This is a genomic window from Pseudomonas sp. PsB, from assembly GCF_043658375.1.
In the GTDB taxonomy this organism is placed as follows: domain Bacteria; phylum Pseudomonadota; class Gammaproteobacteria; order Pseudomonadales; family Pseudomonadaceae; genus Aquipseudomonas; species Aquipseudomonas putida_Z.
This window is the reverse complement of sequence record NZ_JBIGLU010000001.1, coordinates 493,453-517,025: the sequence shown is the minus strand read 5'-3', so window position 1 is coordinate 517,025 and position 23,573 is coordinate 493,453. Positions and strand designations below refer to the sequence as shown.

Below are 23,573 nucleotides of genomic sequence, written 5' to 3'. Positions count from 1 at the left end.
GCAGCCCATCGCGGCACAAGGCCGCTCCTACACGGGGGCGCGTAACGCCTGTAGGAGCGGCCTTGTGTCGCGATGGGCCGCAAAGCGGCCCCGGCATTCTCAAGGCAAGCAACCCCCAAAGGTTGGCAACCCGCCCCCAGCCACGGATAATGCCCAGTTTTTCCACCTGCGCATCCAAGCGCTCCACCGCGCTTGCGGTCGAAAAGAGATCCCCATGAAAGACACCATTCGCCAGCTGATCCAGCAAGCCCTCACCCAACTCGTCACCGACGGTGTGCTGCCTGAAGGGCTGTCGCCGGCGATCCAGGTGGAAAACGCCCGGGACAAGACCCACGGCGACTTCGCCAGCAACATCGCCATGATGCTGGCCAAGCCGGCCGGCATGAAGCCGCGCGACCTGGCCGAGAAACTGATCAATGCCCTGCCGGCCAGCGCCGACATCAGCAAGGTCGAGATCGCCGGCCCCGGCTTCCTCAACTTCTTCCAGAACACCGACGCCCTGGCCAACCGCCTGGATGCCGCACTGGCCGACGCCCACCTGGGCGCGCGCAAGGCCGGCCCTGCGCAAAAGGTTGTGATCGACATGTCGGCACCCAACCTGGCCAAGGAGATGCACGTCGGCCACCTGCGTTCGACCATCATCGGTGACAGCGTGGCGCGCGTGCTGGAGTTCCTCGGCGATGACGTGATCCGCCAGAACCACGTGGGCGACTGGGGCACCCAGTTCGGCATGCTGCTGGCCTACCTGGAAGAAAACCCGATCACCAGCGACGAGCTGTCGGACCTGGAAAACTTCTATCGCGCCGCCAAGAAGCGCTTCGACGAATCCGAAGAGTTCGCCACCCGTGCCCGTGGCCTGGTGGTCAAGCTGCAGGCCGGCGACCCGGACTGCATGGCCCTGTGGACGCGCTTCAAGGACATTTCGCTGTCGCACTGCCAGAAGACCTACGAGCTGCTCAACGTCAAGCTGACCATGGCCGACGTGATGGGTGAAAGCGCCTACAACGACGACCTGGCCAACGTGGTCGCCGACCTCAAGGCCAGGGGCCTGCTGGTCGAAGACCAGGGCGCCCAGTGCGTGTTCCTCGACGAGTTCAAGAACAGCGAAGGCGAACCACTGCCGGTGATCGTGCAGAAGGCCGACGGTGGCTACCTGTACGCCACCACCGACCTGGCTGCCGTGCGCTACCGCAGCAACGTGCTCAAGGCAGACCGCGCCCTGTACTTCGTCGACCAGCGCCAGGCCCTGCACTTCAATCAGGTGTTCGAAGTTGCACGCCGCGCAGGCTTCGTCGGCCACCCGATGCAGATGGAGCACATGGGCTTCGGCACCATGAACGGCGCCGATGGCCGCCCGTTCAAGACCCGTGACGGCGGCACCGTGAAGCTGATCGACCTGCTCACCGAGGCCAAGGAGCGCGCCTACGCGCTGGTCAAGGAAAAGAACCCGAGCCTGGCCGACGAAGAACTGCGCCACATCGGCGAAGTGGTGGGCATTGGCGCAGTGAAGTACGCCGACCTGTCCAAGCACCGCACCAGCGACTACAGCTTCAACTTCGAGCTGATGCTCAACTTCGAAGGCAACACCGCGCCTTACCTGCTGTACGCCTACACCCGCGTGGCCGGCGTATTCCGCAAACTGGGCAAGGGCTTCGATGAAGTCGACGGCAACATCGTGCTGCAGGCTGCCCACGAGCAAGACCTGGCCGCGCGCCTGGCGCAGTTTGGCGAAATCCTCAACAACGTCGCCGACAAGGGCACGCCGCACGTGCTGTGCAGCTACCTGTACGACCTGGCCGGCCTGTTCTCCAGCTTCTACGAGAACTGCCCGATTCTTGCCGCCGAAACCCCGCAGCAGCAGCAGAGCCGCCTGCGCCTGGCGGCGCTGACCGGCCGCACTCTCAAGCAAGGTCTGGAACTGCTCGGCCTGGAAACCCTGGAGCGCATGTAAGTTGGCTGCCAAGAAAAAACCCGCACCCAAACGCGGCGCCAGCCGCCAGACGGCGCCGGCCAAGCAGCCGATTCCCGGTTGGGTATGGCTGGCGGTCGGCCTGACCGTAGGCGCGTTCATCGTGTTCCTGATGAAGCTCGAGCCCGGTGGCGAAGACATCAAGCGCACCAAGCCCGAGCAGCAGAAGGCGGAGAAAGTGGCCGAAGCCGGCAAGCCGGCGCAGGCCACCCCGCAGCAGCCGGTGAAGCCGAAGTACGACTTCTACACGCTGCTGCCGGAGTCCGAGGTGATCGTGCCGCCGGAGGCCGTGCCAGAGAAGACGCCACCTGTCCCAGCCCAGCCGGTGACCCCGGTGACGCCGGCCGAAGCGGCGAAGATCGACACGGCGCGAGCCCAGGCGGCGCTGATGGGCCAGACCCCGCCACCGGCACCACCGGTGATCAAGCCGGCGGCAACCACCCAGTTCTTCCTGCAGGCTGGTTCGTTCCGCAAGCAGGCCGATGCCGACAAGGTGCGCGCGCAGATCATCCTGCTGGGCCAGTCGGTGAAGGTGGAGTCGGGCACGGTCAAGGACGAAACCTGGTACCGCGTACTGGTGGGGCCGTTCAGCAACCGCGAGCAGCTGACCGGGGCGCAGAAGCAACTGGCTGGGGCAGGTTTCAGCAACCTGCTGCTGCAACAGCGGCAGACCCGTCAGTAACCTGCATTCGGGGGGCGCTTTGCGCCCCTATCGCGACACAAGGCCGCTCCTACAATGTGCGGGTAAACCTGAAAGTCGGGTTTACGCGATCCCTGTAGGAGCGGCCTTGTGTCGCGATAGGGCTGCAAAGCAGCCCCCATGTGAACTCAACCCCGCCCCGCATTCCGCTCGGAAACCTGGCTGTTCAGCGTCCAGAAGTCATACAGCACCCCCACCAGGAACAGCCCGCCGGTAAAGAAGTAGATGATCGCGGTGATCCACTTGCCCTGATACAGCCGGTGCAGCCCAAACACCCCGAGGAAGGTCAGCAGGATCCAGGCGATGTTGTAGTCAATGCGCCCGGACTGGAACCTGAGGTCGGCTTCACGGTCCATGGACGGGATCAGGAACAGGTCGATCAACCAGCCGATACCCAGCAGGCCCAGGGTGAAGAACCAGATGGTGCCGGTTACCGGCTTGCCGTAATAGAAACGATGCGACCCGGTAAAGCCGAAAATCCATAGCAGGTAGCCAATGGTCTTGCTGTGGGTGTCGTGAAACGGCGCCCCCTGTTGATAACTGTTCATTCATAGCCCCCGTGGGTTATCCGAAAATTTTCTAAGAAAAAATGTGACTTTCTTGTCGCAGGCCGACGTACGGCACCTGGACAATCGACCAACGGATCAAAGATTGATCAAAAAGCTGTTATAAAGTTGCGCGCCCAACACATAACTATTCATAAGAGCTTCATCTATGCCGCCTTTACTCAAGACATGGCTGACCCTCTGCCTATTATTGCCCCTGGCCGCCCACGCCACCAATCGTGAGCAACGTCTTCCCAATGGTTTTACCGGCTACACCACCAATGCCTCGGTAAGACATGCACCGGTCAAGCAGACCGCGCTGCGCACCCGCCCAAGCTATGCCGCCAGCAGCCGCAGCGTGCCCGGTGCGCCGGTCGCCGCCATGTCGCCGAAGCAGAGCAGCGATGTTCTCAGCCGTGCGGTGAATGTGCTCGGCACCCCTTATGTCTGGGGCGGCAGCAGCCCGAAGAAAGGCTTCGACTGCAGCGGGCTGGTCAAATACGCCTTCAACGACGTCGCCGACGTCGACCTGCCGCGCACCTCCAATGCCATGGCCCAGGGCCATGGCGTCAAGGTAGCCAAGGGTGACCTGAAGCCAGGTGACCTGATCTTCTTCAACATCAAGAGCCGCCGGGTGAACCACGTTGCCATCTACCTGGGCAACGACCGCTTCATCCATGCTCCACGCCGTGGCAAGCGGGTAAGCATCGACACCCTGAGCAAGCCTTACTGGCAGAAGCATTACGTGGTGGCCAAGCGAGTGCTGCCGAAAGAACAGCAGCAGCTGAACCTGGCCAAGCGCTGATCTGATCGGCGCTCTCCTGTATCGGCCTCTTCGCGGGCACGCCCGCTCCCACAGGTACACCACAGCATTCGAAGGCTGTGTTATCCATGTGGGAGCGGGTTTACCCGCGAAAGGGCCAGCACAGGCACTATAGATCGCTGATCAGCCCCCTCTCCTTCAACTCTCGCATCGCCCCTTCCATCGTCCGCATCCCGTCCGCACCACCCGCCTGCATCACCGAACACAACTGCGCCATCCGCCCCTCCCGAACCAGGTTACGCACCGCTGACGTCACCACCAGCACTTCCCGCGCAGCAACCCGCCCACCGCCCGCACGCCTGACCAGCACCTGCGCCACCACCAGGCGCAACGACTCGGCCAGCATCGCCCGCACCAGCGGCTTCTCTTCGGCAGCGAACACCTCCACCAACCGGTCGATACTGCTCACCGCCGAGCGCGTATGCACCGTCGCCAGCACCAGGTGTCCGGTCTCGGCCGCACGCAAGGCCAGGCGAATGGTTTCAAGGTCGCGCAGCTCACCGATCATGATCACATCCGGGTCCTGGCGCAGGGCACTGCGCAACCCCTGGGCGAACCCACCACAATGGCGGCCGACCTCACGCTGGTTGACCAGGCTGCGCTGGCTACTGTGGATAACTTCGACAGGGTCTTCGAGGGTGATGATATGCAGAGCCCGATCGCGGTTCAGCTGGTCAAGCAGTGTCGCCAATGTACTGGACTTGCCGCTGCCGGTCGGCCCACCCACGAGGATCAAGCCATCGCTACACTGCGCAACAGCTTGAAACACATCCCCCAGGTCGAGTTCATCGAGCGTGGCGATATGCCCCGGGATCAGGCGGAAGGTGGCCGCAGGGCCATGCAACTGGCGAAACAGGTTCAGCCGAAAGCGCCCCAGCACCGGCAATTCCAGCGCCAGGTCCAGCTCATCACCCTGGGCCCACTGTCGGCGCTGGTCTTCATCCAGCATGGGTGCCATGCCCTCGGTCAAGGCAGCCGGGCCCAAGGTCGGCAGGGCCATGCGCTGCAGCTCGCCATCCAGGCGCAACATCGGTATCTGGCCCGCCGCCAGGTGCAGGTCGGAAGCCCCCGCCTCCACGGCCCGGGCCAACAGGTCGGTCACATCCATGAGACTCCCCAAAGGCCTTCAAGTAGGTAGAATGCCGCAAACCCCACAGCCGCCGGCATCAGTCCATGTCCACCCTAGCAGACAACCTTTCCGCTATTTCCGCCCGTATCGCCAGCGCTGCCCAGGCTGCCGGGCGTGAACCGGCCAGCGTCCAGTTGCTGGCCGTGAGCAAGACCAAGCCAGCCAGCGCCATCCGCGAGATCCACGCCGCCGGCGTGTACGATTTCGGGGAAAACTACCTACAGGAAGCGCTGACAAAGCAGCAGGCGCTCGGCGACCTGCCCTTGATCTGGCACTTCATCGGCCCCATTCAGTCGAACAAGACCAAAGCCATCGCCGAGCATTTCGACTGGGTACATTCCGTGGACCGCCTGAAAATCGCCCAACGCCTCTCGGAGCAGCGCCCGGCCGGGCTGGTGCCACTGAACATCTGTCTGCAGGTGAACGTCAGCGGCGAAGACAGCAAATCTGGCTGCGCCCCCGCCGACCTGCCGGCCCTGGCCAAGGCGGTAGCCGCGCTGCCCAGCCTGCGCCTGCGCGGGCTGATGGCCATCCCAGAACCCACTGATGACCGCGCCGCCCAGGAAGCTGCCTTCGCCACCCTGCGCCAATTGCAGGAAGGCCTTGGCCTTGGCCTGGACACCCTGTCCATGGGCATGAGCCACGACCTGGAAGCGGCCATTGCACAGGGTGCGACCTGGGTGCGTATCGGTACCGCCCTGTTCGGTGCCCGCGACTACGGGCAGCCCTGATTCCATGCTTTACTCACTCTTTCCCACAAGGACCTGACATGAGCAAGACTCGTATTGCCTTCATCGGCGCCGGCAACATGGCCGCCAGCCTGATCGGTGGTCTGCGTGCCCAGGGCCTGGACGCCTCGCAGATCCGCGCCAGCGACCCGGGCGCCGAGACCCGCAGCCGCATCCAGGCCGAGCACGGCATCGAAACCTTCGAGAACAACGCCCAGGCCATCGATGGTGCCGACGTCATCGTCCTGGCGGTCAAGCCCCAGGTCATGAAAGCCGTGTGCCAAGCCCTGCAACCAAACCTGCAGGATGGCCAGCTGATCGTTTCCATCGCCGCCGGCATCACCTGCGCCAGCCTGCAAAGCTGGGTCGGCGCTCGCCCGGTGGTGCGCTGCATGCCCAACACCCCGGCACTGCTGCGCCAAGGCGTCAGCGGCCTGTACGCCACCGCGGAAGTATCCAGCGAACAACGCCAACAGGCCGAGCAACTGCTGTCGGCCGTGGGCACCGCCCTGTGGCTGGAGCAGGAGCAGCAACTGGACGCCGTGACGGCTGTCTCCGGCAGCGGCCCGGCGTATTTCTTCCTGCTGATCGAAGCCATGACCGCGGCAGGCGAAAAGCTTGGCCTGCCACGTGAAACCGCCTCGCAGCTGACCCTGCAGACAGCCTTGGGCGCCGCACGCATGGCGGTTGCCAGCGATGTCGATGCTGCCGAACTGCGCCGCCGTGTCACCTCGCCTGCCGGCACTACCGAAGCGGCGATCAAGTCGTTCCAGGCCAGCGGCTTCGAAGCCATCGTCGAACAGGCGCTGCAGGCTGCGGCTACACGTTCCGCCGAGCTGGCCGAACAACTGGGCAAATAAGGAGCCTTAGATGAATGCACTGTCCGGCGCCGCGATCTTCGTGGTGCAAACCCTGGTCAGCCTGTACCTGGTGATCGTCCTGCTGCGCTTCGTCCTACAGCTGGTCAAGGCCAACTTCTACAACCCACTGTGCCAGTTCGCCGTGCGCGCCACACAACCGCTGCTCAAGCCGATCCGCCGGGTCATCCCCAGCGTTGGTGGGCTGGATACCTCGTCGCTGCTGTTGTCGGTGGTCATCCAGGCGTTGCTGATGGCTTTCGTGCTGATGGTCACCTACGGCACCTTCGGTGACATCCTGCACCTACTGATGTGGGCCATCATCGGTATCACCTCGCTGTTCCTGAAGATTTTCTGGGTGGCGATGATCGTCATGGTGATCGTGTCCTGGGTTGCTCCCAACAGCCACAACCCGGCGGCCGAACTGGCCTACCAGATCAGCGAACCGGTGCTGGCACCGTTCCGCCGCATCGTGCCCAACCTGGGCGGCATGGACATCTCGCCGATCTTCGCCTTCCTCGCGATCCAGGTAATCCAGTCGTTCGTCATGCCGCCGCTGGCCGCCTACGCCGGCATGCCACAAGAGCTGTGGCGGATGATCTGAGCCTCACCTGACCCGGGTTGCTTCCAGCGACAAGCCTCTGCTTGCCGCTGGGGGTAGCGCTCTTTAGACTTACGCCTCCGTCAAGCGTGAGCAGGGTCGATGTCCACTGTCTTTCCCGAAGATTCCGTCGGTCTGGTAGTACCGCAAACCGCCCGGTTCGATGAACCGCTGGCACTGGCTTGTGGCCGCTCCCTGGCCAGTTACGAACTGGTCTACGAGACCTATGGCACCCTGAACGCCAGCGCGAGCAACGCCGTGCTGATCTGCCATGCCCTTTCCGGCCACCACCATGCCGCTGGCTACCATGCCGCCACCGACCGCAAGCCGGGCTGGTGGGACAGCTGCATCGGCCCTGGCAAGCCGATCGACACCAACCGCTTCTTCGTGGTCAGCCTGAACAACCTGGGCGGCTGCAACGGCAGCACCGGCCCCAGCAGCATCAACCCGGCCACCGGCAAGCCCTATGGCGCCGACTTCCCGGTGCTGACCGTGGAAGACTGGGTGCACAGCCAGGTGCGTCTCGCCGAGCGCCTGGGCATCCAGCAGTGGGCCGCCGTGGTCGGTGGCAGCCTGGGTGGCATGCAGGCGCTGCAGTGGACCATCAGCTACCCCGAGCGCGTGCGCCATTGCGTCGACATCGCCTCGGCGCCCAAGCTGTCGGCACAGAACATCGCCTTCAACGAAGTGGCACGCCAGGCCATCCTCACCGACCCCGAATTCCACGGTGGTTCGTTCCAGGACCAGGGCGTGATCCCCAAGCGCGGCCTGATGCTGGCGCGAATGGTCGGCCACATCACCTACCTGTCGGACGACTCGATGGGTGAAAAATTCGGCCGCGAGCTGAAGAGCGACAAGCTCAACTACGACTTCCACAGCGTCGAATTCCAGGTCGAGAGCTACCTGCGCTACCAGGGCGAGGAGTTTTCCGGGCGCTTCGACGCCAACACCTACCTGCTGATGACCAAGGCGCTGGACTACTTCGACCCCGCCGCCGCCCAGGGCGGCGACCTGGCGGCCACCCTGGCCCACGTCAAGGCGGATTACTGCATCATGTCGTTCACCACCGACTGGCGCTTCTCCCCGGCCCGTTCGCGCGAGATCGTCGACGCCCTGATGGCCGCGCGCAAGAACGTCTGCTACCTGGAGATCGACTCGCCTTACGGGCACGACGCCTTCCTGATCCCCACGCCTCGCTACATGCAGGGTTTCTCGAACTACATGAACCGCATTGCCATCTGAGGACAGCATGAGAGCCGATCTGGAAATCATCCACGACTGGATCCCCGCCGGTAGCCGGGTACTCGACCTGGGCTGCGGCAGCGGCGAACTGCTGGCCTCGCTGCGCGACCGCAAGCAGGTCACCGGCTATGGCCTGGAGATCGACGCCGACAACATCGCCGCCTGCGTGGCCAAGGGCGTCAACGTCATCGAGCAGGACCTGGACAAGGGCCTGGGCAACTTCGCCAGCAACAGTTTCGACGTGGTGATCATGACCCAGGCCCTGCAGGCCGTGGAGTACCCCGACCGCATCCTCGACGAGATGCTGCGCGTGGGCCGCCAGTGCATCATCACCTTCCCCAACTTCGGCCACTGGCGTTGCCGCTGGTACCTGGCGACCAAAGGCCGCATGCCGGTTTCGGACTTCATGCCGTACACCTGGTACAACACGCCAAACATCCACTTCTGCACCTTCGCCGACTTCGAAGAGCTGTGCCACGAGCGCCGCGCCAAGGTGCTAGACCGCCTGGCGGTCGACCACTTGCACCGCAACGGGTGGGGTGGCCGGCTTTGGCCTAATCTTCTAGGTGAGATCGGCATCTACCGCGTCAGCAGCCCGGGCCTGCAAGAACATCAGCTCGCGGTCTGACGCCCACCGGAGGAATCACCCCATGCGTCGCCTAGCCCTGTTCCTGATCAGCCTGTGCCTGGCCCTGCCGGTACTGGCTGCCGATGCTGCCCGTCCCGAGCGCAAGGAAGTGTTTGGCGACGTGACGGTGCACTACAGCGCGTTCACCTCGAGCATGCTGACACCGGAGGTGGCCGCAGCCACCGGCCTGGTACGCAGCAAGAACCAGGGCGTACTCAACATCGCCGTGCTCAAGGCCAACAAGCCCGCCACGGCTGTGGTCAGCGGCACGGTCAAGGACCTGACCGGGCGCAGCAGCCCGCTGTCGTTCAAGCAGATCACCGAACAGGGCGCGGTGTACTACATTGCCCAGTTCAAGATCGACCAGCCAGAAACCGTCACCTTCGACCTGAATATCGAAACCGGCGGCATCAGCAACTCCCTCAGCTTCAATCAGGACGTTTTCCCAGGCGAATGATGAATTTCCAGCAACTCGTATTGGCCAGCCACAACGCCGGCAAACTCAAGGAACTCCAGGCCATGCTCGGCGCGTCCGTGCAACTGCGCTCGATCGGCGAGTTCAGCCAGGTCGAGCCGGAAGAAACCGGCCTGTCGTTCGTCGAGAACGCCATCCTCAAGGCGCGCAACGCCGCACGCATTTCCGGCCTGCCGGCCCTGGCCGACGATTCGGGCCTGGCGGTGGACTTCCTCGGCGGCGCGCCGGGCATCTACTCGGCGCGCTATGCCGACGGCAAGGGTGACGCGGCGAACAACGCCAAGCTGCTCGAAGCGCTGAAGGACGTGCCTGAAGCCGAGCGTGGCGCACAGTTCGTCTGCGTCCTGGCACTGGTGCGCCATGCTGACGACCCGCTGCCGATTCTGTGCGAAGGCCTGTGGCACGGGCGCATCATGTTCGAGGCCAGTGGCGAGCACGGCTTTGGCTACGACCCGCTGTTCTGGGTACCGGAGCGCAGCTGCTCCAGCGCCGACCTGGCCCCTGTGGACAAGAACCAGCTCAGCCACCGCGCCCGCGCCATGGCCCTGCTGCGCCAACGTCTGGGCCTGGCATGATCGAAACGCTGTCCACCCCCGGCGCGGCGGGCTTCACCAGCCTGCCGCCGCTGGCGCTGTACATACACATCCCGTGGTGCGTACGCAAATGCCCTTACTGCGACTTCAACTCCCACGCTGCCGGGCCTGAACTGCCGGAAGATGCCTACGTCGCCGCCCTGCTGACCGACCTCGACCAGGAACTGGCCGCCGTGCAAGGCCGGCCGATCAGCTCGATCTTCTTCGGCGGCGGTACCCCTAGCCTGTTCAGTGCCGACGCCCTTGGCCGACTGCTGCGTGGCGTAGAGCAACGCATCCCGTTTGCGCCGGACATCGAAATCACCCTGGAGGCCAACCCGGGCACGTTCGAGCAGGACAAGTTCAAGGCCTACCGGCAAACCGGTATCAATCGCCTGTCCATCGGTGTGCAGAGCTTCCAGCCAGCCAAACTGCAGGCGCTGGGGCGTATCCACAATGGCGATGAAGCGGTCCGCGCCGCCGGCATGGCGCGCGCCGCCGGCTTCGACAACTTCAACATGGACCTGATGCACGGCCTGCCCGACCAGTCGCTCGACGACGCGCTGGGCGACCTGCGCCAGGCCATCGACCTGGGGCCGACGCACCTGTCGTGGTACCAGCTGACCGTGGAGCCGAACACGGTGTTCTGGAACCAGCCGCCCGAGCTGCCCGAGGACGACATCCTCTGGGATATCCAGGAGGCCGGCCAGGCACTGATGGCCGAACACGGCTTCCGCCAGTACGAGGTTTCGGCCTATGCCCAGGCGGGGCGCGCTGCCCGGCACAACCTCAACTACTGGCGCTTTGGCGACTTCATCGGCATCGGCGCTGGTGCCCACGGCAAGCTGACCTTCGCCGACGGGCGCATCCTGCGCACCTGGAAAACCCGCCTGCCCAAGGACTACCTGAACCTGGCCAAGCCGTTCAAGGCCGGCGAAAAGCTGCTGCCAGTCGACGAGCTGCCGTTCGAGTTCCTGATGAACGCCCTGCGCCTGACCGATGGGGTGGAAGCCGAACTGTTCACCCAACGCACCGGTTTGCCGCTGGCACAACTGCGCGAGGCACGCCGCGCGGCCGAACAAAAGGGCCTTTTGCAGGTCGAACCGGATCGACTGGTGGCCACGCCAAGGGGCCAGTTGTTCCTCAATGACCTGCTGCAGTATTTCTTGACCTAAGGATGACCCATGGATCTGGTACTTGATCTGCTCGCGACGGTTTCTCGCTGGAGCCGCAGCAACCTGTCGGAGATTTCACTGGCCTTGGTAGGCTGCCTGCTGGTGCTTTTCGGCACCGATATCAAGGGCTGGGTGGAACAGCGCCTGGGCGGCCTGGCGGGCGCCCTGCGCGTACCGTTCATGGCTTTGCTGGTGATGATAGGCAGCGGTGCGGCGCTGATCTATGCCACGCCTTGGGTGGTGAAAGGGCTGAGCCAGTTCAACAACTACGCGCTGGCGCCGGTGTTGCTGGTGGTACTGGTGCTGATCGGGGTGGTGGCGGATCGACGGGGCTGAGCCACGGCCTTGCAGGAGCAACTGTCTTGCTCAAAATTTAAATGCGCATGCGGTCACTGTGGGAGCGGGCATGCCCGCGAACACCGGCAAAGCCGGTGCCATCCACCGCGTCGCCTGTTTCGCGGGCACGCCCGCTCCCACAGAAGTCCCGAACGGTCTTGAGCACAGTCAAGATCCGGACGAGCGTCCAAACGCGGCTCAGCGCATCAAGCAAACGCTTCATATGCCTTGGCCTCCGTGTTGGCGGGCCAATCTTCCAGCATCTAACCGGTACTTCGATGCCTTCGAAAACTGTGTGAGAGTCTTCTGTGAAGTGGCCAGGTCAATGGCCCTTCGAAGAGGTGCACCGGCACGGTTCTCAGGCCGTGTCGAAGGGGCCGGAAAGCAGAATTCTTCTCCTACCCGGCCCATCACTGATTTCATCCACACAGGAGCAGCGCGATGATACTTGGAATGCTCACCCAAGACTGTTAACCGCTCCGACACACGTGATGCCGGATATTTCTGAGCATTGACGTTCCCCCGCTACGCGGCCTATGATCAGCCAACTGTGTGAGGGTTTTCTGTGAAACCTCAGAGCGAAGGATACTCAGTCCTGTCGCTCACATAAAAAAACCGCCCTTCTCAAGGCGGTTTTTTTTCGCCTGCATTTCTGCAGGCATCGGCATATCGAAAGGCCGTATCAGCCGGTCAATCCACCTTCTCGAACTTCAAATCCCAAACCCCATGCCCCAGCCGCTCGCCGCGGCGCTCGAACTTGGTGATCGGGCGCTCTTCCGGGCGCGGCACGTAGGTACCGTCAGCCGCACGGTTGCGATAGCCCGGGGCAGCGCTCATCACTTCCAGCATGTACTCGGCATACGGTTCCCAGTCGGTGGCCATGTGGAACACGCCACCGGGCTTGAGCTTGCGTCGTACCAGCTCGGCGAACTCCAGCTGGACGATGCGGCGCTTGTGGTGGCGCGCCTTGTGCCATGGGTCGGGGAAGAACAGCATCAGGCGGTCGAGGCTGTTGTCCGCCACGCAGCGGTTCAGCACTTCGATGGCATCGCAGTCATATACCCGCAGGTTCTTCAGGCCCTGGGTCAGCACGCCGTTGAGCAGCGCGCCAACACCCGGGCGGTGTACTTCCACACCGATGAAGTCCTGTTCAGGCGCGGCAGCAGCCATTTCCAGCAGGGAATGGCCCATGCCGAAGCCGATCTCCAGGGTACGCGGCGCCGAGCGGCCGAACACCTGGTCGTAGTCCACCGGGCTGTCGGCCAGCGGCAGGATGTACAGCGGGCCGCCCTGCTCCAGGCCACGTTGCTGGCCTTCGGTCATGCGCCCGGCGCGCATCACGAAACTCTTGATGCGGCGGTGCGGGCGGGCTTCGCCGTCGGGGGTGATCGGCGTATCGTGCGATTCAGTCATCAGGGGCTCTTACTTGATCAGACCATCCAGCGGCGAAGAGGCGCTGGCATAGAGTTTCTTCGGCATACGGCCGGCCAGGTAGGCCATGCGACCGGCGACGATGGCGTGCTTCATGGCCTCGGCCATCAGCACCGGCTGCTGGGCGTGGGCGATGGCCGAGTTCATCAGCACCGCTTCACAGCCCATTTCCATGGCGATGGTGGCGTCGGAGGCGGTACCCACGCCAGCATCGACCAGCACCGGCACCTTGGACTCTTCCAGGATGATCTGCAGGTTGTAGGGGTTGCAGATACCCAGGCCGGTACCGATCAGGCCCGCCAGCGGCATGACCGCGATGCAGCCGGCTTCGGCCAGCTGGCGGGCAATGATCGGATCGTCGCTGGTGTAGACCATCACGTCGAAACCATCCTTGACCAACACTTCGGCGGCCTTGAGGGTTTCGATCACATTGGGGAACAGGGTTTTCTGGTCAGCCAGTACTTCCAGCTTGACCAGGTTGTGGCCATCCAGCAGTTCGCGGGCCAGGCGGCAGGTGCGCACGGCTTCGACCGCGTCGTAGCAGCCAGCGGTGTTCGGCAGGATGGTGTAGCGGTCCGGTGGCAGCACATCGAGCAGGTTCGGCTCGCCCGGGTTCTGGCCGATGTTGGTGCGGCGCACGGCAACGGTGACGATCTCGGCACCCGAGGCTTCGATGGCCAGGCGGGTTTCTTCCATGTCACGGTACTTGCCGGTACCGACCAGCAGGCGCGACTGGAAAGTACGCCCGGCCAGGGTGAAGGGCTTGTCGCTACGAACGTTGCTCATGGTTGTTCCTCGGGAAAAGGTTGCTGGGCTTGCAGGTGAATCGCCGGCCGGAATCAGCCGCCACCGATGGCGTGGACCACTTCGACCTGGTCGCCGTCGTTCAACAGCGTGCTGTCGTGCTGGCTACGCGGCACGATATCCAGGTTAAGTTCCACCGCGACGCGGCGCCCGGTCAGCTCCAGGCGGGCCAGCAGGGCCGCGACGCTTTCGCCAGCGGGCAATTCGTAAGGTTCACCGTTCAGTTGAATGCGCATGCGCACGGCCACCATTGTTCTTTGGGGGCCCGCATTCTAGCGCTGAACCGCCCTGCAACCCAAGGGCGCTGCACGCCATTAGTCGCGATTGTGGACCACTCGGTCAACCGAGCCGCCAGGCTGCCAGGCCCAGGCACAGCCAGCCGGCGAGGAAGCACAGGCCACCAATCGGGGTGATGATGCCGAGCTTGCCCAGGCCGCTGAGGGTCAGCAGGTACAGGCTACCGGAGAACAGTACTATCCCCACGGCAAACAGGCCGCCAGCCCAGCCGACCAGGCGCCCTGGCAGGTGCACCGAGAGCACGGCGACAGCGAAGATCGCCAGGGCATGCACCAACTGGTAGGTCACACCAGTCTGGAAGATCGCCAGATAGTCGGCCGTCAGCCGGCTTTTCAGGCCGTGGGCGGCGAAAGCGCCCAAGGCCACACCGGTGAAGCCGAAAAAGGCGGCAAGCATCAGGAAGCTGCGAAGCATGGGACGACTCCTTGGATCGGGTCTGTATAATGGCCCCTTCCACCCGTACGGCCAAGCCATCGTCATGCTGCCAACCCTTCTCCGCCGCCTCTCCCGCGCCCTGCTCTGGTTCGCTGCCGGCAGCATCGTGCTGGTGCTGGTGTTCCGCTGGGTGCCACCACCCGGTACGGCGCTGATGGTCGAGCGCAAGGTGCAGTCCTGGGTGAATGGCGAGCCGATCGACCTGCAGCGCGACTGGGAGCCGTGGGAGAACATCTCCGACGACCTCAAGGTCGCGGTCATTGCTGGCGAGGACCAGAAGTTCGCCAACCACTGGGGCTTCGACATCCCGGCTATCCAGGCGGCGCTGGCCTACAACGAGCGCGGCGGCAGCATTCGCGGTGCCAGCACCCTGACCCAGCAGGTGGCCAAGAACCTGTTCCTGTGGTCCGGGCGCAGCTGGTTCCGCAAAGGGCTGGAGGCCTGGTTCACCGCGTTGATCGAGCTGTTCTGGTCGAAGGAGCGGATTCTCGAGGTCTACCTGAACAGTGCCGAATGGGGAAAAGGTGTGTTTGGCGCCCAGGCGGCAGCGCGCTACCACTTTGGCGTCGATGCGAGCAGGCTTAGCCGCCAGCAGGCGGCGCAGCTGGCGGCGGTGCTGCCGAGCCCGATCAAGTGGAGTGCCAGCCGGCCGAGCACCTACGTGGCCAGCCGGGCCGGCTGGATTCGCCGGCAGATGAGCCAGTTGGGTGGGCCCAGCTACCTGATGCAGCTCGACACTTCGCGCAAACTTTGAGCCTTTTTGGGGCTGCTGCGCAGCCCATCGCGACACAAGGCCGCTCCTACAGGGGATCGCAGTCTCTTGTAGGAGCGGCCTTGTGTCGCGAAAGGGCCGCAAAGCGGCCCCAAAATCCCCGGCCAAAAAAAAGCCGCTCACCCTATGCGGGCCAGCGGCTTTTCCTTGCAGCCAGGGCTCGATCAGGCCGCGATCAGCGCCTTGACCTTGTTCATCGCATTCTTCTCCAGCTGGCGAATCCGCTCAGCCGAAACGCTGTACTTGTCCGCCAGCTCATGCAACGTGGCCTTCTCTTCCGCCAACCAGCGCTGGTAGAGAATGTCGCGGCTACGCTCGTCCAGCCCTTGCAGTGCTTCGTGCAGGTTGCTGGTGGAGTTGTCGCTCCAGTCGGCATCCTCCAGCTGCACCGCCGGGTCGTAACGGTGGTCTTCCAGGTAATGCGCAGGCGACTGGAAGGCACTGTCGTCGTCAGCTTCCGCTGCCGGGTCGAACGCCATGTCCTGGCCGCTGAGGCGGCTTTCCATCTCGCGCACTTCACGCGGCTCTACGCCCAGGCTTTCCGCCACGCGGTGCACTTCGTCGTTGTTCAGCCAGGCCAGACGCTTCTTCTGGCTGCGCAGGTTGAAGAACAGTTTGCGCTGGGCCTTGGTGGTGGCCACCTTGACGATGCGCCAGTTGCGCAGGATGAACTCGTGGATCTCTGCCTTGATCCAGTGCACGGCGAACGACACCAGGCGCACGCCCATTTCCGGGTTGAAGCGCTTGACGGCTTTCATCAGGCCGACGTTGCCTTCCTGGATCAGGTCGGCCTGGGCCAGCCCGTAGCCGGCATAGCTACGGGCGATATGTACGACGAAACGCAGGTGGGCCATCACCATTTGACGAGCGGCCTCGACATCCTGCTCATAATAGAGACGCTCGCCCAGATCACGCTCCTGCTCGACAGTCAGCAGCGGGATGCTGTTGACCGTGTGCACGTAGGCTTCCAGGTTTGCACCGGGTACCAGGGCATAGGCAGGTTGCAACGATGTGGTCATTCAAGAACCTCCGACTTACAGAACTCGCGCCTTGTGGGCGCTGCCAACATTGACCTGGAACGACGGTACAAGTTCCATAGTGAAGAATTTGTCAATGCTGGCACGTAAAAACTATCGCGGCGCCAGCTCGTTCAAATGGCGGGCCACTGCGATCCATGCACCGATATACCCCAACAGCACCGCTCCGATCAAGAGCGACAGACCATCGGACGCCGGCACCCCGCCCAGGGCGAAGTCGCTGCCGTACAGCCCGGAAAGCCCTACCACCGCCTCGTTCAGCCAGTTCAGGCCAAACGCCAGGATGCCCCATGCGATCACCCCAGCACCCAGGCCATACAGCGCGCCCATGTACAGGAAAGGCCGGCGTACGTAGGCATCCGTGCCACCGACCAGCTTGATCACTTCGATCTCGGTACGGCGGTTTTCAATGTGTAGACGAATTGTGTTACCGATTACTAACAGCAGGGCGGAAATCAGCATCACGGCCAGGCCAAAGACAAAGCGGTCACCCAGCTTGAGGATGGCCGCCAGGCGCTCGACCCAAACCAGGTCGAGTTGCGCCACTTCCACCCGCGGCAGCTCCGACAGGCGCTGGCGCAGGGCTTCCAGGGCCGGCTTGTCGACTTCGGTAGGGGTCACCACCACCACGCCAGGCAGCGGGTTGTCAGGCAGCTCACGCAGGGCTTCGCCCAGGCCGGACTGTTGCTGGAACTCCTCCAGCGCCTGCTCGCGGCTGACATACTGCGCGTCGGCCACGCCAGGCATGCCCTTGATCTCGTCGCGCAGCGCCTCGCCTTCGCGGCTGCCTGCATCGAGCTTGAGATACAGCGAAATCTGCGCGGCGCGCTGCCACGAGCCGCCAAGCTTCTCGACGTTCTTCAGCAGCAGCGACAGGCCCATGGGCATGCTCAGCGCCACCGCCATCACCAGGCAGGTGAAGAAGCTGCCGATCGGCTGCTTGCCCAGCCGACGCAGGCTGTCGGCCATGCTGGCACGGTGGCTTTCCAGCCAGGCATGCAGCAGCGTGCGGAAATCCGGGCCGTCATCGTCGTCGTGCTTTTTCTTCGCCGGTTGCGGGTCGGCCGGTTTCGGCGCAACCCGCTCGGAAACCTTCGGCGTACGTGTAGTGCTCATTGCCCGGCCTCCCCATCGCCGATCAAGCGGCCGCGCTGCAAGGTCAGCATGCGGTGGCGCATGCGCGCAATCAGTGCCAGGTCGTGGCTGGCGATCAATACCGTGGTACCCAGGCGGTTGATGTCCTCGAACACCCCCATGATCTCCGCGGCCAGGCGCGGGTCGAGGTTACCGGTGGGTTCGTCGGCCAGCAGCAGGGCTGGCTGGTGAACGATGGCGCGGGCGATGCCTACCCGTTGCTGCTGCCCGGTGGACAGGTCGGCCGGGAACAGCTCGCCCTTGTCGGCCAGCGACACTCGCTCCAGTGCCGAGTCCACGCGCTTGGCGACCTCGGCCTTGGACAGGCCGAGAATCTGCAGCGGCAAGGCGATGTTGTTGAACACCGTGCGGTCGAACAACAGCTGGTGGTTCTGGAACACCACGCCGATCTGCCGGCGCAGGAACGGGATCTGCGAATTGCTGATCTGGCCCAGGTCCTGCCCGGCCAGCATCAGCTTGCCGCTGGTCGGGCGCTCCATGGCCAGCAGCAGGCGCAGCAAGGTGCTCTTGCCCGCGCCCGAGTGGCCGGTGACGAACAGGAATTCGCCCCGGCGCGCCCGGAAACTCAGCTCATGCAAACCCACATGACCATTGGGATAGCGCTTGGCAACCTGTTCGAATCGGATCATGTTCAGTCTCGCTCGGCGAACAGAGCCTTGACGAACGGCTCGGCTTCGAAGGTACGCAGGTCGTCGATGCCTTCTCCGACACCGATGAAGCGGATCGGCAGCTTGAACTGCTTGGCCAGGGCGAAGATCACCCCGCCCTTGGCAGTGCCGTCCAGCTTGGTCAGGGCCAGGCCGGTCAGTTCGACGCTCTGGTTGAAGTACTTGGCCTGGCTGATGGCGTTCTGGCCGGTGCCCGCATCGAGTACCAGCAGCACCTCGTGCGGCGCCTCGGCGTCGAGCTTGCCGATGACCCGGCGAACCTTCTTCAGTTCTTCCATCAGGTTGTCTTTGGTGTGCAGGCGGCCAGCGGTGTCGGCGATCAGCACGTCGACGCCACGGGCCTTGGCGGCCTGTACGGCATCGAAGATCACCGAAGCAGAGTCGGCGCCGGTGTGCTGGGCGATCACCGGGATCTGGTTACGCTCGCCCCACACCTGAAGCTGCTCGACTGCAGCGGCACGGAAGGTGTCGCCAGCAGCCAGCATCACTTTCTTGCCTTCGAGCTGCAGCTTCTTGGCCAGTTTGCCGATGGTGGTGGTCTTGCCGGCGCCGTTCACACCGACCACCAGAATCACATAGGGCTTGTTCTGCGCCTGCACCACCAGCGGCTGCTCGACCGGGCGCAGCAGCGCAGCCAGTTCTTCCTGCAGCGACTTGTACAGGGCATCGGCGTCAGCCAGCTGCTTGCGGGCAACCTTCTGGGTCAGGTTCTGGACGATGGTGGAAGTGGCTTCCACGCCAACGTCGGCGGTCAGCAGTCGGGTTTCGATTTCGTCGAGCAGGTCGTCATCGATGACCTTCTTGCCCAGGAACAGGCTGGCCATGCCCTCGCCGATGCTGGCGCTGGTCTTCGACAGGCCCTGCTTGAGGCGGGCGAAGAAGCCGGGCTTGGCCTGCTCGGCCTGCGCGGCGACCGGGGCTGCAGCCACAGGGGCAGCAGGCTCTGGTGCAGGGCGTTCCGGGATGGCGGGCGGCGCTTTCGGCTCCAGATCCGGCACCAGGGCCACGGGCTCTTCGGCAACCGGCAGCACCAGGTTGCTGACCGGCGCGACCGGCTCGACGACCGGGGCCGGCTCGACCGGGGCCGCCTGCAAGGGCATGGAAGCGACCGGCTGCGGTGCAGGTGCCACCAGTGGCTGGGACGCGACCGGCTCGGGTTCAGGGGCCTGCAACGGCTGGGAAGCAACCGGTTCGGGGACAGGGGCCTCGACCACCGGGGATTGAACGGGTGCGGCGACCTGCTGCGGTTCTGTCAGCTGTGGGGCCGCAGGGGCCTGAACGGGTTCAGGGGCCTGTGGCGCTTCGGCGGTAGCCCCTTCGACCGGAGCGGCTGCAGGCTGCTCGACGGCTGGGGGTTCATTCGCGGGCACGCCCGTTGCCACAGGTTGCTGCGGTTTCTTGCGAAACCAGCTGAACAGGCCTTTCTTCTCACCAGCCTCGGCCGGCGCTTTTTTGTCGTCGTTGGAACCAAACATGGAAGACGGCTATCTCAGGGTAGCGATGGGCCAGCTATGGCGCATCGGGAATTCTCTCTACGCAGAACAGACTATCTTGAAGCCGGCTGGTTCATGCGCAACGTTTTGTCTTAGTGTCCTGCGGGCCAGAACGGCGACAGGCATGGTCGCCAGGCAACCGGATCAGTATCCTAGCACCTCCTGGCCCGCCGACGCTAAACCAGCGGGCCGCCGAACAGGTTAAACACCGTATGAATGCTCTAGCCCGCCGCGCCGCTGGCCTGTTGCTCGGCACGCTCTGCCTGCCGCTCGCGGCCTTCGCCGCCGATGTGCAACCCACCCACGAATTCATCCTCGACAACGGCCTGAAAGTGGTCGTGCGCGAGGACCACCGCGCCCCGGTGGTGGTCTCGCAGATCTGGTACAAGGTTGGCTCCAGCTATGAAACCCCGGGCCAGACTGGCCTGTCCCACGCGCTGGAACACATGATGTTCAAAGGCAGCGCCAAGGTCGGCCCCGGCGAGGCTTCGCGCATACTGCGTGACATTGGCGCCGAAGAAAACGCCTTCACCAGCGACGACTACACCGCCTATTACCAGGTGCTGGCACGCGACCGCCTGCCGGTGGCCCTGGAACTCGAGGCCGACCGCCTGGCCAGCCTGCGCCTGCCCGCTGACGAATTCAGCCGTGAAATCGAGGTGATCAAGGAAGAACGCCGCCTGCGCACCGACGACCAGCCCAACTCCAAGGCGTTCGAGCTGTTCCGCGCCATGGCCTACCCGGCCAGCGGCTACCACACCCCGACCATCGGCTGGATGGCCGACCTGGAGCGCATGAAGGTCGAGGAACTGCGCCACTGGTACGAATCCTGGTACGCCCCCAACAACGCCACTCTGGTGGTAGTCGGCGATGTCACCGCCGATGAGGTCAAGGGCCTGGCGCAGAAGTACTTCGGCAGCATCCCCAAGCGTGCCGTGCCGCCGGCCAAGTTGCCGCTCGAACTGGCCGAACCAGGCCAGCGCCAGCTGACCCTGCACGTGCGCACCCAGTTGCCGAGCCTGATCTACGGTTTCAACGTACCTGGCCTGTCCACCGCCAAGGACCCGCGTACGGTGCATGCCCTGCGCCTGATCTCGGCGCTGCTCGACGGCGGCTACAGCGCCCGCATGCCGGCACGCCTGGAACGTGGCCAGGAGTTGGTGGCCGGTGCTTCTTCCAGCTACAACGCCTTCACCCGCGGCGACAGCCTGTTCCTGATCTCGGCCACGCCGAACGTGCAGAAGCAGAAAACCCTCGCCGATGTCGAGAAAGGCGTCTGGCAGCTGCTGGATGAGCTCAAGACCACCCCACCCAGCGCCGAAGAGCTGGAGCGCGTACGCGCCCAGGTCATTGCCGGCCTGGTCTACGACCGCGACTCCATCAGCAGCCAGGCCACCACCATCGGCCAGCTGGAAACCGTCGGCCTGTCCTGGAAGCTGATCGACAGCGAGCTGGACGAGCTCAAGCGCGTTACCCCGCAGGACATCCAGAGCGCCGCGCGCACCTACTTCACCCGCGAACGCCTGAGCGTTGCCCATGTATTGCCCGAGGAGTCCGCTCATGAGTGATCGCCGCGCACCACGCCCAACCCTGCTGGCCACGGGCATCCGCGCCCTGGCGCTGGCGGCGGTGCTGGCCGCCCCGGCCATGGCCGACAACGCCGCCAAGGCCGACAGCAACGCGGCACGCCCGGCCAACACCTTGCAGTCGCTGGCCGAGCTGGATGGCAAGGCGCCCAGCCGGCGCCAGTTGAACATCCAGCACTGGAACACCGCCGAAGGTGCCCGGGTACTGTTCGTCGAGGCCCGCGAACTGCCGATGTTCGACCTGCGCATCACCTTCGCCGCCGGCAGCAGCCAGGATGGCGGCACGCCAGGCCTGGCTGCCCTGACCAACGCCATGCTCAACGAGGGCGTAGCCGGCAAGGATGTGACTGCCATCGCCGAAGGCTTCGAGGGCCTGGGCGCCGACTTTGGCAACGGCTCCTACCGCGATATGGCCGTGGCCTCGCTGCGCAGCCTCAGCGCCAAGGACAAGCGCGAACCGGCGCTCAAGCTGTTCGCCGAGGTGGCTGGCAAGCCGACCTTCCCCGAAGACGCCCTCAAGCGCATCAAGAACCAGATGCTGGCCGGCTTCGAGTATGAAAAGCAGAACCCCGGCAAGGTCGCTGGCAAGGCCCTGTTCGCCAAGCTCTACGGCGACCACCCCTACGCCCACCCGAGCGACGGCACTGCCGAAAGCATCAGCGGCATCACCCTGGCACAGCTGCGCGCCTTCCACGCCAAGGCCTACACCAGCGGCAACGCGGTCATCGCCCTGGTCGGCGACCTCAGCCGCGCCGAGGCCGAAGCCATCGCCGCCCAGGTGTCAGCCGGTCTGCCCAAAGGCCCCGCGCTGGCCGCACCGGCCCAACCCGGCGAAGCCAAGGCAGGCCTGACCCACATCGACTTCCCGTCCAAGCAGACCCACCTGATGCTGGCCGAACTCGGCATCGACCGCCAGGACCCGGACTGGCCGGCCCTGTCACTGGGCAACCAGATCCTCGGCGGCGGTGCGTTCGGCACCCGGCTGATGAGCGAGGTACGTGAAAAGCGCGGCCTGACCTACGGCGTGTACTCGGTGTTCAGCCCGATGCAGGTTCGCGGCCCGTTCATGATCAACCTGCAGACCCGTGCCGAACTCAGCGAGGGCACGCTCAAGCTGGTGCAGGATATTCTCGCCGACTACCTCAAAGCCGGCCCCACCCAGCAGGAGCTGGACGATGCCAAGCGCGAACTGGCCGGCAGCTTCCCGCTGTCCAATGCCAGCAACGCCAGCATCGTCGGCCAACTGGGTGCCATTGGCTTCTACAACCTGCCGCTGACCTGGCTGGAGGACTTCATGCAGCAGTCCCAGGCCCTCACCGTCGAGCAGGTAAGAACGGCCATGAACAAACACCTGTCAGCCGATAAACTGGTGATCGTCACCGCTGGCCCGAAAGTGCCGCAAAAACCGCTGCCAGCACCCACTGACAAGCCCTCCGAGCAGCCGCTCGGGGTACCGGAGCACTAATGCCAAGATCCACCCCTCCCGCCCGCCCGCAACCGGGCCAAAGCAAGGGCCAGGGCCACCTGCGCATCATCGCCGGCGAATGGCGCAGCCGCCGTCTGGCGGTGCCGGAAGGCGAAGGCCTGCGGCCAACGCCCGACCGTGTGCGCGAAACCCTGTTCAACTGGCTGGCGCCCTATATCGAGGGTGCCCGCGTGCTGGACGCCTTCACCGGCAGCGGCGCCCTGGTGCTCGAAGCCCTGTCCCGCGGGGCCGAGGACGCCGTCGCGCTGGACAGCAATCCGGCTGCCATCGCCAACCTGAAGAACAACCTCGAGATCCTGCGCTGCCCGCGCGGGCAGATCCTGCAGACCGACGCCCTGCGCTATCTGCAAGGCCCGGCCAAGCAGCAGTTCGACGTGGTGTTCCTCGACCCGCCGTTCCACCAGGACCTGCTGGCCGACACCTGCAACCTGTTGGAGAAGAACCAGTGGCTGCGGGAACAGGCATGGGTCTATACCGAAAGCGAGGCGGCACCATCGACCTTGCAGTTACCAGGCAACTGGCGCCTGCACCGCGAGAAGAAGACCGGCCAGGTGCACTACGCACTTTGGCAACGGGGTTGATCCGCTAAGCCTGAGTTTGCCGTATTTAGTTACCACAAACTCATCGCC

General features: G+C 64.2%; 27 protein-coding genes. 16 read left to right on the top strand and 11 right to left on the bottom strand.

Going from position 1 to position 23,573, the window contains the following annotated elements; genetic code table 11:
- The first annotated feature begins 214 nt into the window (after positions 1-214).
- Positions 215-1,951, top strand: coding sequence for an arginine--tRNA ligase (argS, locus tag ACGLHT_RS02450; RefSeq protein WP_137162586.1), 1,737 nt, complete (start codon positions 215-217; stop codon positions 1,949-1,951).
- 1 nt (position 1,952) lies between these two features.
- Positions 1,953-2,651 carry an SPOR domain-containing protein gene (locus ACGLHT_RS02445; protein WP_025340965.1) on the top strand — a complete coding sequence of 233 codons (699 nt, stop codon included), beginning with the start codon at positions 1,953-1,955 and terminating at the stop codon, positions 2,649-2,651.
- A gap of 146 nt (positions 2,652-2,797) precedes the next feature.
- Here ACGLHT_RS02445 and ACGLHT_RS02440 read toward each other — a convergent pair whose 3' ends face one another.
- Positions 2,798-3,217: a TM2 domain-containing protein gene (locus ACGLHT_RS02440; protein ID WP_013974614.1), complete on the bottom strand. Its 420-nt coding sequence runs from the start codon at positions 3,215-3,217 to the stop codon at positions 2,798-2,800.
- Between the two features lie 166 nt (positions 3,218-3,383).
- Here ACGLHT_RS02440 and ACGLHT_RS02435 point away from each other — a divergent pair, with 166 nt between their 5' ends.
- Positions 3,384-4,019: a C40 family peptidase gene (locus ACGLHT_RS02435; RefSeq protein WP_085587723.1), complete on the top strand. Its 636-nt coding sequence runs from the start codon at positions 3,384-3,386 to the stop codon at positions 4,017-4,019.
- Between the two features lie 127 nt (positions 4,020-4,146).
- Here the strand turns inward: ACGLHT_RS02435 and ACGLHT_RS02430 are convergent, their stop codons facing one another.
- Entirely contained in the window at positions 4,147-5,145 is a 999-nt protein-coding gene (locus tag ACGLHT_RS02430) for a type IV pilus twitching motility protein PilT (protein ID WP_274119832.1), read from the bottom strand.
- Positions 5,146-5,210: 65 nt separating this feature from the next.
- On the opposite strand from ACGLHT_RS02430, the gene ACGLHT_RS02425 reads away from it, so the two are divergent.
- The 9 genes from ACGLHT_RS02425 (at position 5,211) to ACGLHT_RS02385 (ending at position 11,780) form a co-directional block, all read left to right on the top strand.
- Positions 5,211-5,897, top strand: coding sequence for a YggS family pyridoxal phosphate-dependent enzyme (locus tag ACGLHT_RS02425; protein WP_274078227.1), 687 nt, complete (start codon positions 5,211-5,213; stop codon positions 5,895-5,897).
- Between the two features lie 38 nt (positions 5,898-5,935).
- Complete coding sequence (gene proC, locus ACGLHT_RS02420) at positions 5,936-6,754, top strand: pyrroline-5-carboxylate reductase (RefSeq protein WP_025340969.1); 819 nt, start codon at positions 5,936-5,938, stop codon at positions 6,752-6,754.
- Positions 6,755-6,764: 10 nt separating this feature from the next.
- Complete coding sequence (locus ACGLHT_RS02415) at positions 6,765-7,355, top strand: YggT family protein (RefSeq protein ID WP_013974619.1); 591 nt, start codon at positions 6,765-6,767, stop codon at positions 7,353-7,355.
- 99 nt (positions 7,356-7,454) lie between these two features.
- Positions 7,455-8,594, top strand: a complete 1,140-nt coding sequence (locus ACGLHT_RS02410; RefSeq protein WP_013974620.1) for a homoserine O-acetyltransferase — start codon at positions 7,455-7,457, stop codon at positions 8,592-8,594.
- Positions 8,595-8,601: 7 nt separating this feature from the next.
- Positions 8,602-9,222, top strand: coding sequence for a methionine biosynthesis protein MetW (metW, locus tag ACGLHT_RS02405; protein WP_015272149.1), 621 nt, complete (start codon positions 8,602-8,604; stop codon positions 9,220-9,222).
- 22 nt (positions 9,223-9,244) lie between these two features.
- A complete protein-coding gene (locus ACGLHT_RS02400) occupies positions 9,245-9,679 on the top strand; it encodes a DUF4426 domain-containing protein (protein WP_025340971.1) in 435 nt (144 codons plus the stop codon).
- Entirely contained in the window at positions 9,676-10,272 is a 597-nt protein-coding gene (rdgB, locus tag ACGLHT_RS02395) for an RdgB/HAM1 family non-canonical purine NTP pyrophosphatase (protein WP_003257822.1), read from the top strand. The genes ACGLHT_RS02400 and rdgB overlap by 4 nt, the downstream gene beginning before the upstream one ends.
- Complete coding sequence (gene hemW / locus ACGLHT_RS02390; RefSeq protein WP_075046652.1) at positions 10,269-11,444, top strand: radical SAM family heme chaperone HemW; 1,176 nt, start codon at positions 10,269-10,271, stop codon at positions 11,442-11,444. Before rdgB ends, hemW begins: the two co-directional genes overlap by 4 nt.
- 9 nt (positions 11,445-11,453) lie before the next feature.
- Positions 11,454-11,780 carry a DUF3392 domain-containing protein gene (locus tag ACGLHT_RS02385; RefSeq protein ID WP_003257821.1) on the top strand — a complete coding sequence of 109 codons (327 nt, stop codon included), beginning with the start codon at positions 11,454-11,456 and terminating at the stop codon, positions 11,778-11,780.
- A gap of 37 nt (positions 11,781-11,817) precedes the next feature.
- On the opposite strand, the gene ACGLHT_RS02380 is transcribed toward ACGLHT_RS02385, so the two are convergent.
- The 5 genes from ACGLHT_RS02380 to ACGLHT_RS02360 all read right to left on the bottom strand — a co-directional run bounded on the left by ACGLHT_RS02380 (position 11,818) and on the right by ACGLHT_RS02360 (position 14,726).
- Positions 11,818-12,003, bottom strand: a complete 186-nt coding sequence (locus ACGLHT_RS02380; RefSeq protein ID WP_212734933.1) for a hypothetical protein — start codon at positions 12,001-12,003, stop codon at positions 11,818-11,820.
- A 467-nt stretch (positions 12,004-12,470) separates the two neighbouring features.
- Entirely contained in the window at positions 12,471-13,193 is a 723-nt protein-coding gene (trmB, locus tag ACGLHT_RS02375; protein WP_013974624.1) for a tRNA (guanosine(46)-N7)-methyltransferase TrmB, read from the bottom strand.
- Between the two features lie 9 nt (positions 13,194-13,202).
- Positions 13,203-13,997 (bottom strand): thiazole synthase, encoded by a 795-nt coding sequence (locus ACGLHT_RS02370; RefSeq protein WP_013974625.1) that lies wholly within the window; start codon positions 13,995-13,997, stop codon positions 13,203-13,205.
- Between the two features lie 53 nt (positions 13,998-14,050).
- Complete coding sequence (gene thiS / locus ACGLHT_RS02365) at positions 14,051-14,251, bottom strand: sulfur carrier protein ThiS (RefSeq protein ID WP_003257817.1); 201 nt, start codon at positions 14,249-14,251, stop codon at positions 14,051-14,053.
- 103 nt (positions 14,252-14,354) lie between these two features.
- A complete protein-coding gene (locus ACGLHT_RS02360; RefSeq protein WP_015272153.1) occupies positions 14,355-14,726 on the bottom strand; it encodes a DUF423 domain-containing protein in 372 nt (123 codons plus the stop codon).
- Positions 14,727-14,790: 64 nt separating this feature from the next.
- On the opposite strand from ACGLHT_RS02360, the gene mtgA reads away from it, so the two are divergent.
- On the top strand, positions 14,791-15,501 hold the full coding sequence (gene mtgA, locus ACGLHT_RS02355) for a monofunctional biosynthetic peptidoglycan transglycosylase (RefSeq protein WP_137162590.1): 711 nt from the start codon (positions 14,791-14,793) through the stop codon (positions 15,499-15,501).
- A 182-nt stretch (positions 15,502-15,683) separates the two neighbouring features.
- Here the strand turns inward: mtgA and rpoH are convergent, their stop codons facing one another.
- The 4 genes from rpoH to ftsY all read right to left on the bottom strand — a co-directional run bounded on the left by rpoH (position 15,684) and on the right by ftsY (position 19,854).
- Entirely contained in the window at positions 15,684-16,538 is an 855-nt protein-coding gene (rpoH, locus tag ACGLHT_RS02350; RefSeq protein ID WP_003249083.1) for an RNA polymerase sigma factor RpoH, read from the bottom strand.
- 111 nt (positions 16,539-16,649) lie between these two features.
- Positions 16,650-17,672 carry a permease-like cell division protein FtsX gene (ftsX, locus tag ACGLHT_RS02345; protein ID WP_013974629.1) on the bottom strand — a complete coding sequence of 341 codons (1,023 nt, stop codon included), beginning with the start codon at positions 17,670-17,672 and terminating at the stop codon, positions 16,650-16,652.
- Positions 17,669-18,340 (bottom strand): cell division ATP-binding protein FtsE, encoded by a 672-nt coding sequence (ftsE, locus tag ACGLHT_RS02340; RefSeq protein WP_013974630.1) that lies wholly within the window; start codon positions 18,338-18,340, stop codon positions 17,669-17,671. The genes ftsX and ftsE overlap by 4 nt, the downstream gene beginning before the upstream one ends.
- A gap of 2 nt (positions 18,341-18,342) precedes the next feature.
- On the bottom strand, positions 18,343-19,854 hold the full coding sequence (ftsY, locus tag ACGLHT_RS02335) for a signal recognition particle-docking protein FtsY (RefSeq protein WP_274078228.1): 1,512 nt from the start codon (positions 19,852-19,854) through the stop codon (positions 18,343-18,345).
- A 230-nt stretch (positions 19,855-20,084) separates the two neighbouring features.
- Between ftsY and ACGLHT_RS02330 the strand changes: the two genes are divergently transcribed.
- The 3 genes from ACGLHT_RS02330 to rsmD are packed head-to-tail and all read left to right on the top strand — an operon-like array spanning position 20,085 to position 23,525.
- Positions 20,085-21,440: a pitrilysin family protein gene (locus ACGLHT_RS02330; protein ID WP_274078229.1), complete on the top strand. Its 1,356-nt coding sequence runs from the start codon at positions 20,085-20,087 to the stop codon at positions 21,438-21,440.
- Positions 21,433-22,923, top strand: coding sequence for a pitrilysin family protein (locus ACGLHT_RS02325; RefSeq protein WP_274078230.1), 1,491 nt, complete (start codon positions 21,433-21,435; stop codon positions 22,921-22,923). The genes ACGLHT_RS02330 and ACGLHT_RS02325 overlap by 8 nt, the downstream gene beginning before the upstream one ends.
- The gene (gene rsmD, locus ACGLHT_RS02320) at positions 22,923-23,525 is read left to right on the top strand and encodes a 16S rRNA (guanine(966)-N(2))-methyltransferase RsmD (protein WP_274078231.1); all 603 of its coding nucleotides are present in this window, start codon (positions 22,923-22,925) and stop codon (positions 23,523-23,525) included. Before ACGLHT_RS02325 ends, rsmD begins: the two co-directional genes overlap by 1 nt.
- Positions 23,526-23,573: the final 48 nt, after the last annotated feature.

Bases quoted from the DNA above. Each gene is read 5' to 3' on its own strand.
- argS (WP_137162586.1), top strand. From the start codon at position 215: ATGAAAGACACCATTCGCCAGCTGATCCAGCAAGCCCTCACCCAACTC.
- ACGLHT_RS02440 (WP_013974614.1), bottom strand. From the start codon at position 3,217: ATGAACAGTTATCAACAGGGGGCGCCGTTTCACGACACCCACAGCAAG.
- ACGLHT_RS02435 (WP_085587723.1), top strand. From the start codon at position 3,384: ATGCCGCCTTTACTCAAGACATGGCTGACCCTCTGCCTATTATTGCCC.
- ACGLHT_RS02430 (WP_274119832.1), bottom strand. From the start codon at position 5,145: ATGGATGTGACCGACCTGTTGGCCCGGGCCGTGGAGGCGGGGGCTTCC.
- ACGLHT_RS02425 (WP_274078227.1), top strand. From the start codon at position 5,211: ATGTCCACCCTAGCAGACAACCTTTCCGCTATTTCCGCCCGTATCGCC.
- proC (WP_025340969.1), top strand. From the start codon at position 5,936: ATGAGCAAGACTCGTATTGCCTTCATCGGCGCCGGCAACATGGCCGCC.
- ACGLHT_RS02415 (WP_013974619.1), top strand. From the start codon at position 6,765: ATGAATGCACTGTCCGGCGCCGCGATCTTCGTGGTGCAAACCCTGGTC.
- ACGLHT_RS02410 (WP_013974620.1), top strand. From the start codon at position 7,455: ATGTCCACTGTCTTTCCCGAAGATTCCGTCGGTCTGGTAGTACCGCAA.
- metW (WP_015272149.1), top strand. From the start codon at position 8,602: ATGAGAGCCGATCTGGAAATCATCCACGACTGGATCCCCGCCGGTAGC.
- ACGLHT_RS02400 (WP_025340971.1), top strand. From the start codon at position 9,245: ATGCGTCGCCTAGCCCTGTTCCTGATCAGCCTGTGCCTGGCCCTGCCG.
- rdgB (WP_003257822.1), top strand. From the start codon at position 9,676: ATGATGAATTTCCAGCAACTCGTATTGGCCAGCCACAACGCCGGCAAA.
- hemW (WP_075046652.1), top strand. From the start codon at position 10,269: ATGATCGAAACGCTGTCCACCCCCGGCGCGGCGGGCTTCACCAGCCTG.
- ACGLHT_RS02385 (WP_003257821.1), top strand. From the start codon at position 11,454: ATGGATCTGGTACTTGATCTGCTCGCGACGGTTTCTCGCTGGAGCCGC.
- ACGLHT_RS02380 (WP_212734933.1), bottom strand. From the start codon at position 12,003: ATGAAGCGTTTGCTTGATGCGCTGAGCCGCGTTTGGACGCTCGTCCGG.
- trmB (WP_013974624.1), bottom strand. From the start codon at position 13,193: ATGACTGAATCGCACGATACGCCGATCACCCCCGACGGCGAAGCCCGC.
- ACGLHT_RS02370 (WP_013974625.1), bottom strand. From the start codon at position 13,997: ATGAGCAACGTTCGTAGCGACAAGCCCTTCACCCTGGCCGGGCGTACT.
- thiS (WP_003257817.1), bottom strand. From the start codon at position 14,251: ATGCGCATTCAACTGAACGGTGAACCTTACGAATTGCCCGCTGGCGAA.
- ACGLHT_RS02360 (WP_015272153.1), bottom strand. From the start codon at position 14,726: ATGCTTCGCAGCTTCCTGATGCTTGCCGCCTTTTTCGGCTTCACCGGT.
- mtgA (WP_137162590.1), top strand. From the start codon at position 14,791: ATGCTGCCAACCCTTCTCCGCCGCCTCTCCCGCGCCCTGCTCTGGTTC.
- rpoH (WP_003249083.1), bottom strand. From the start codon at position 16,538: ATGACCACATCGTTGCAACCTGCCTATGCCCTGGTACCCGGTGCAAAC.
- ftsX (WP_013974629.1), bottom strand. From the start codon at position 17,672: ATGAGCACTACACGTACGCCGAAGGTTTCCGAGCGGGTTGCGCCGAAA.
- ftsE (WP_013974630.1), bottom strand. From the start codon at position 18,340: ATGATCCGATTCGAACAGGTTGCCAAGCGCTATCCCAATGGTCATGTG.
- ftsY (WP_274078228.1), bottom strand. From the start codon at position 19,854: ATGTTTGGTTCCAACGACGACAAAAAAGCGCCGGCCGAGGCTGGTGAG.
- ACGLHT_RS02330 (WP_274078229.1), top strand. From the start codon at position 20,085: ATGAATGCTCTAGCCCGCCGCGCCGCTGGCCTGTTGCTCGGCACGCTC.
- ACGLHT_RS02325 (WP_274078230.1), top strand. From the start codon at position 21,433: ATGAGTGATCGCCGCGCACCACGCCCAACCCTGCTGGCCACGGGCATC.
- rsmD (WP_274078231.1), top strand. From the start codon at position 22,923: ATGCCAAGATCCACCCCTCCCGCCCGCCCGCAACCGGGCCAAAGCAAG.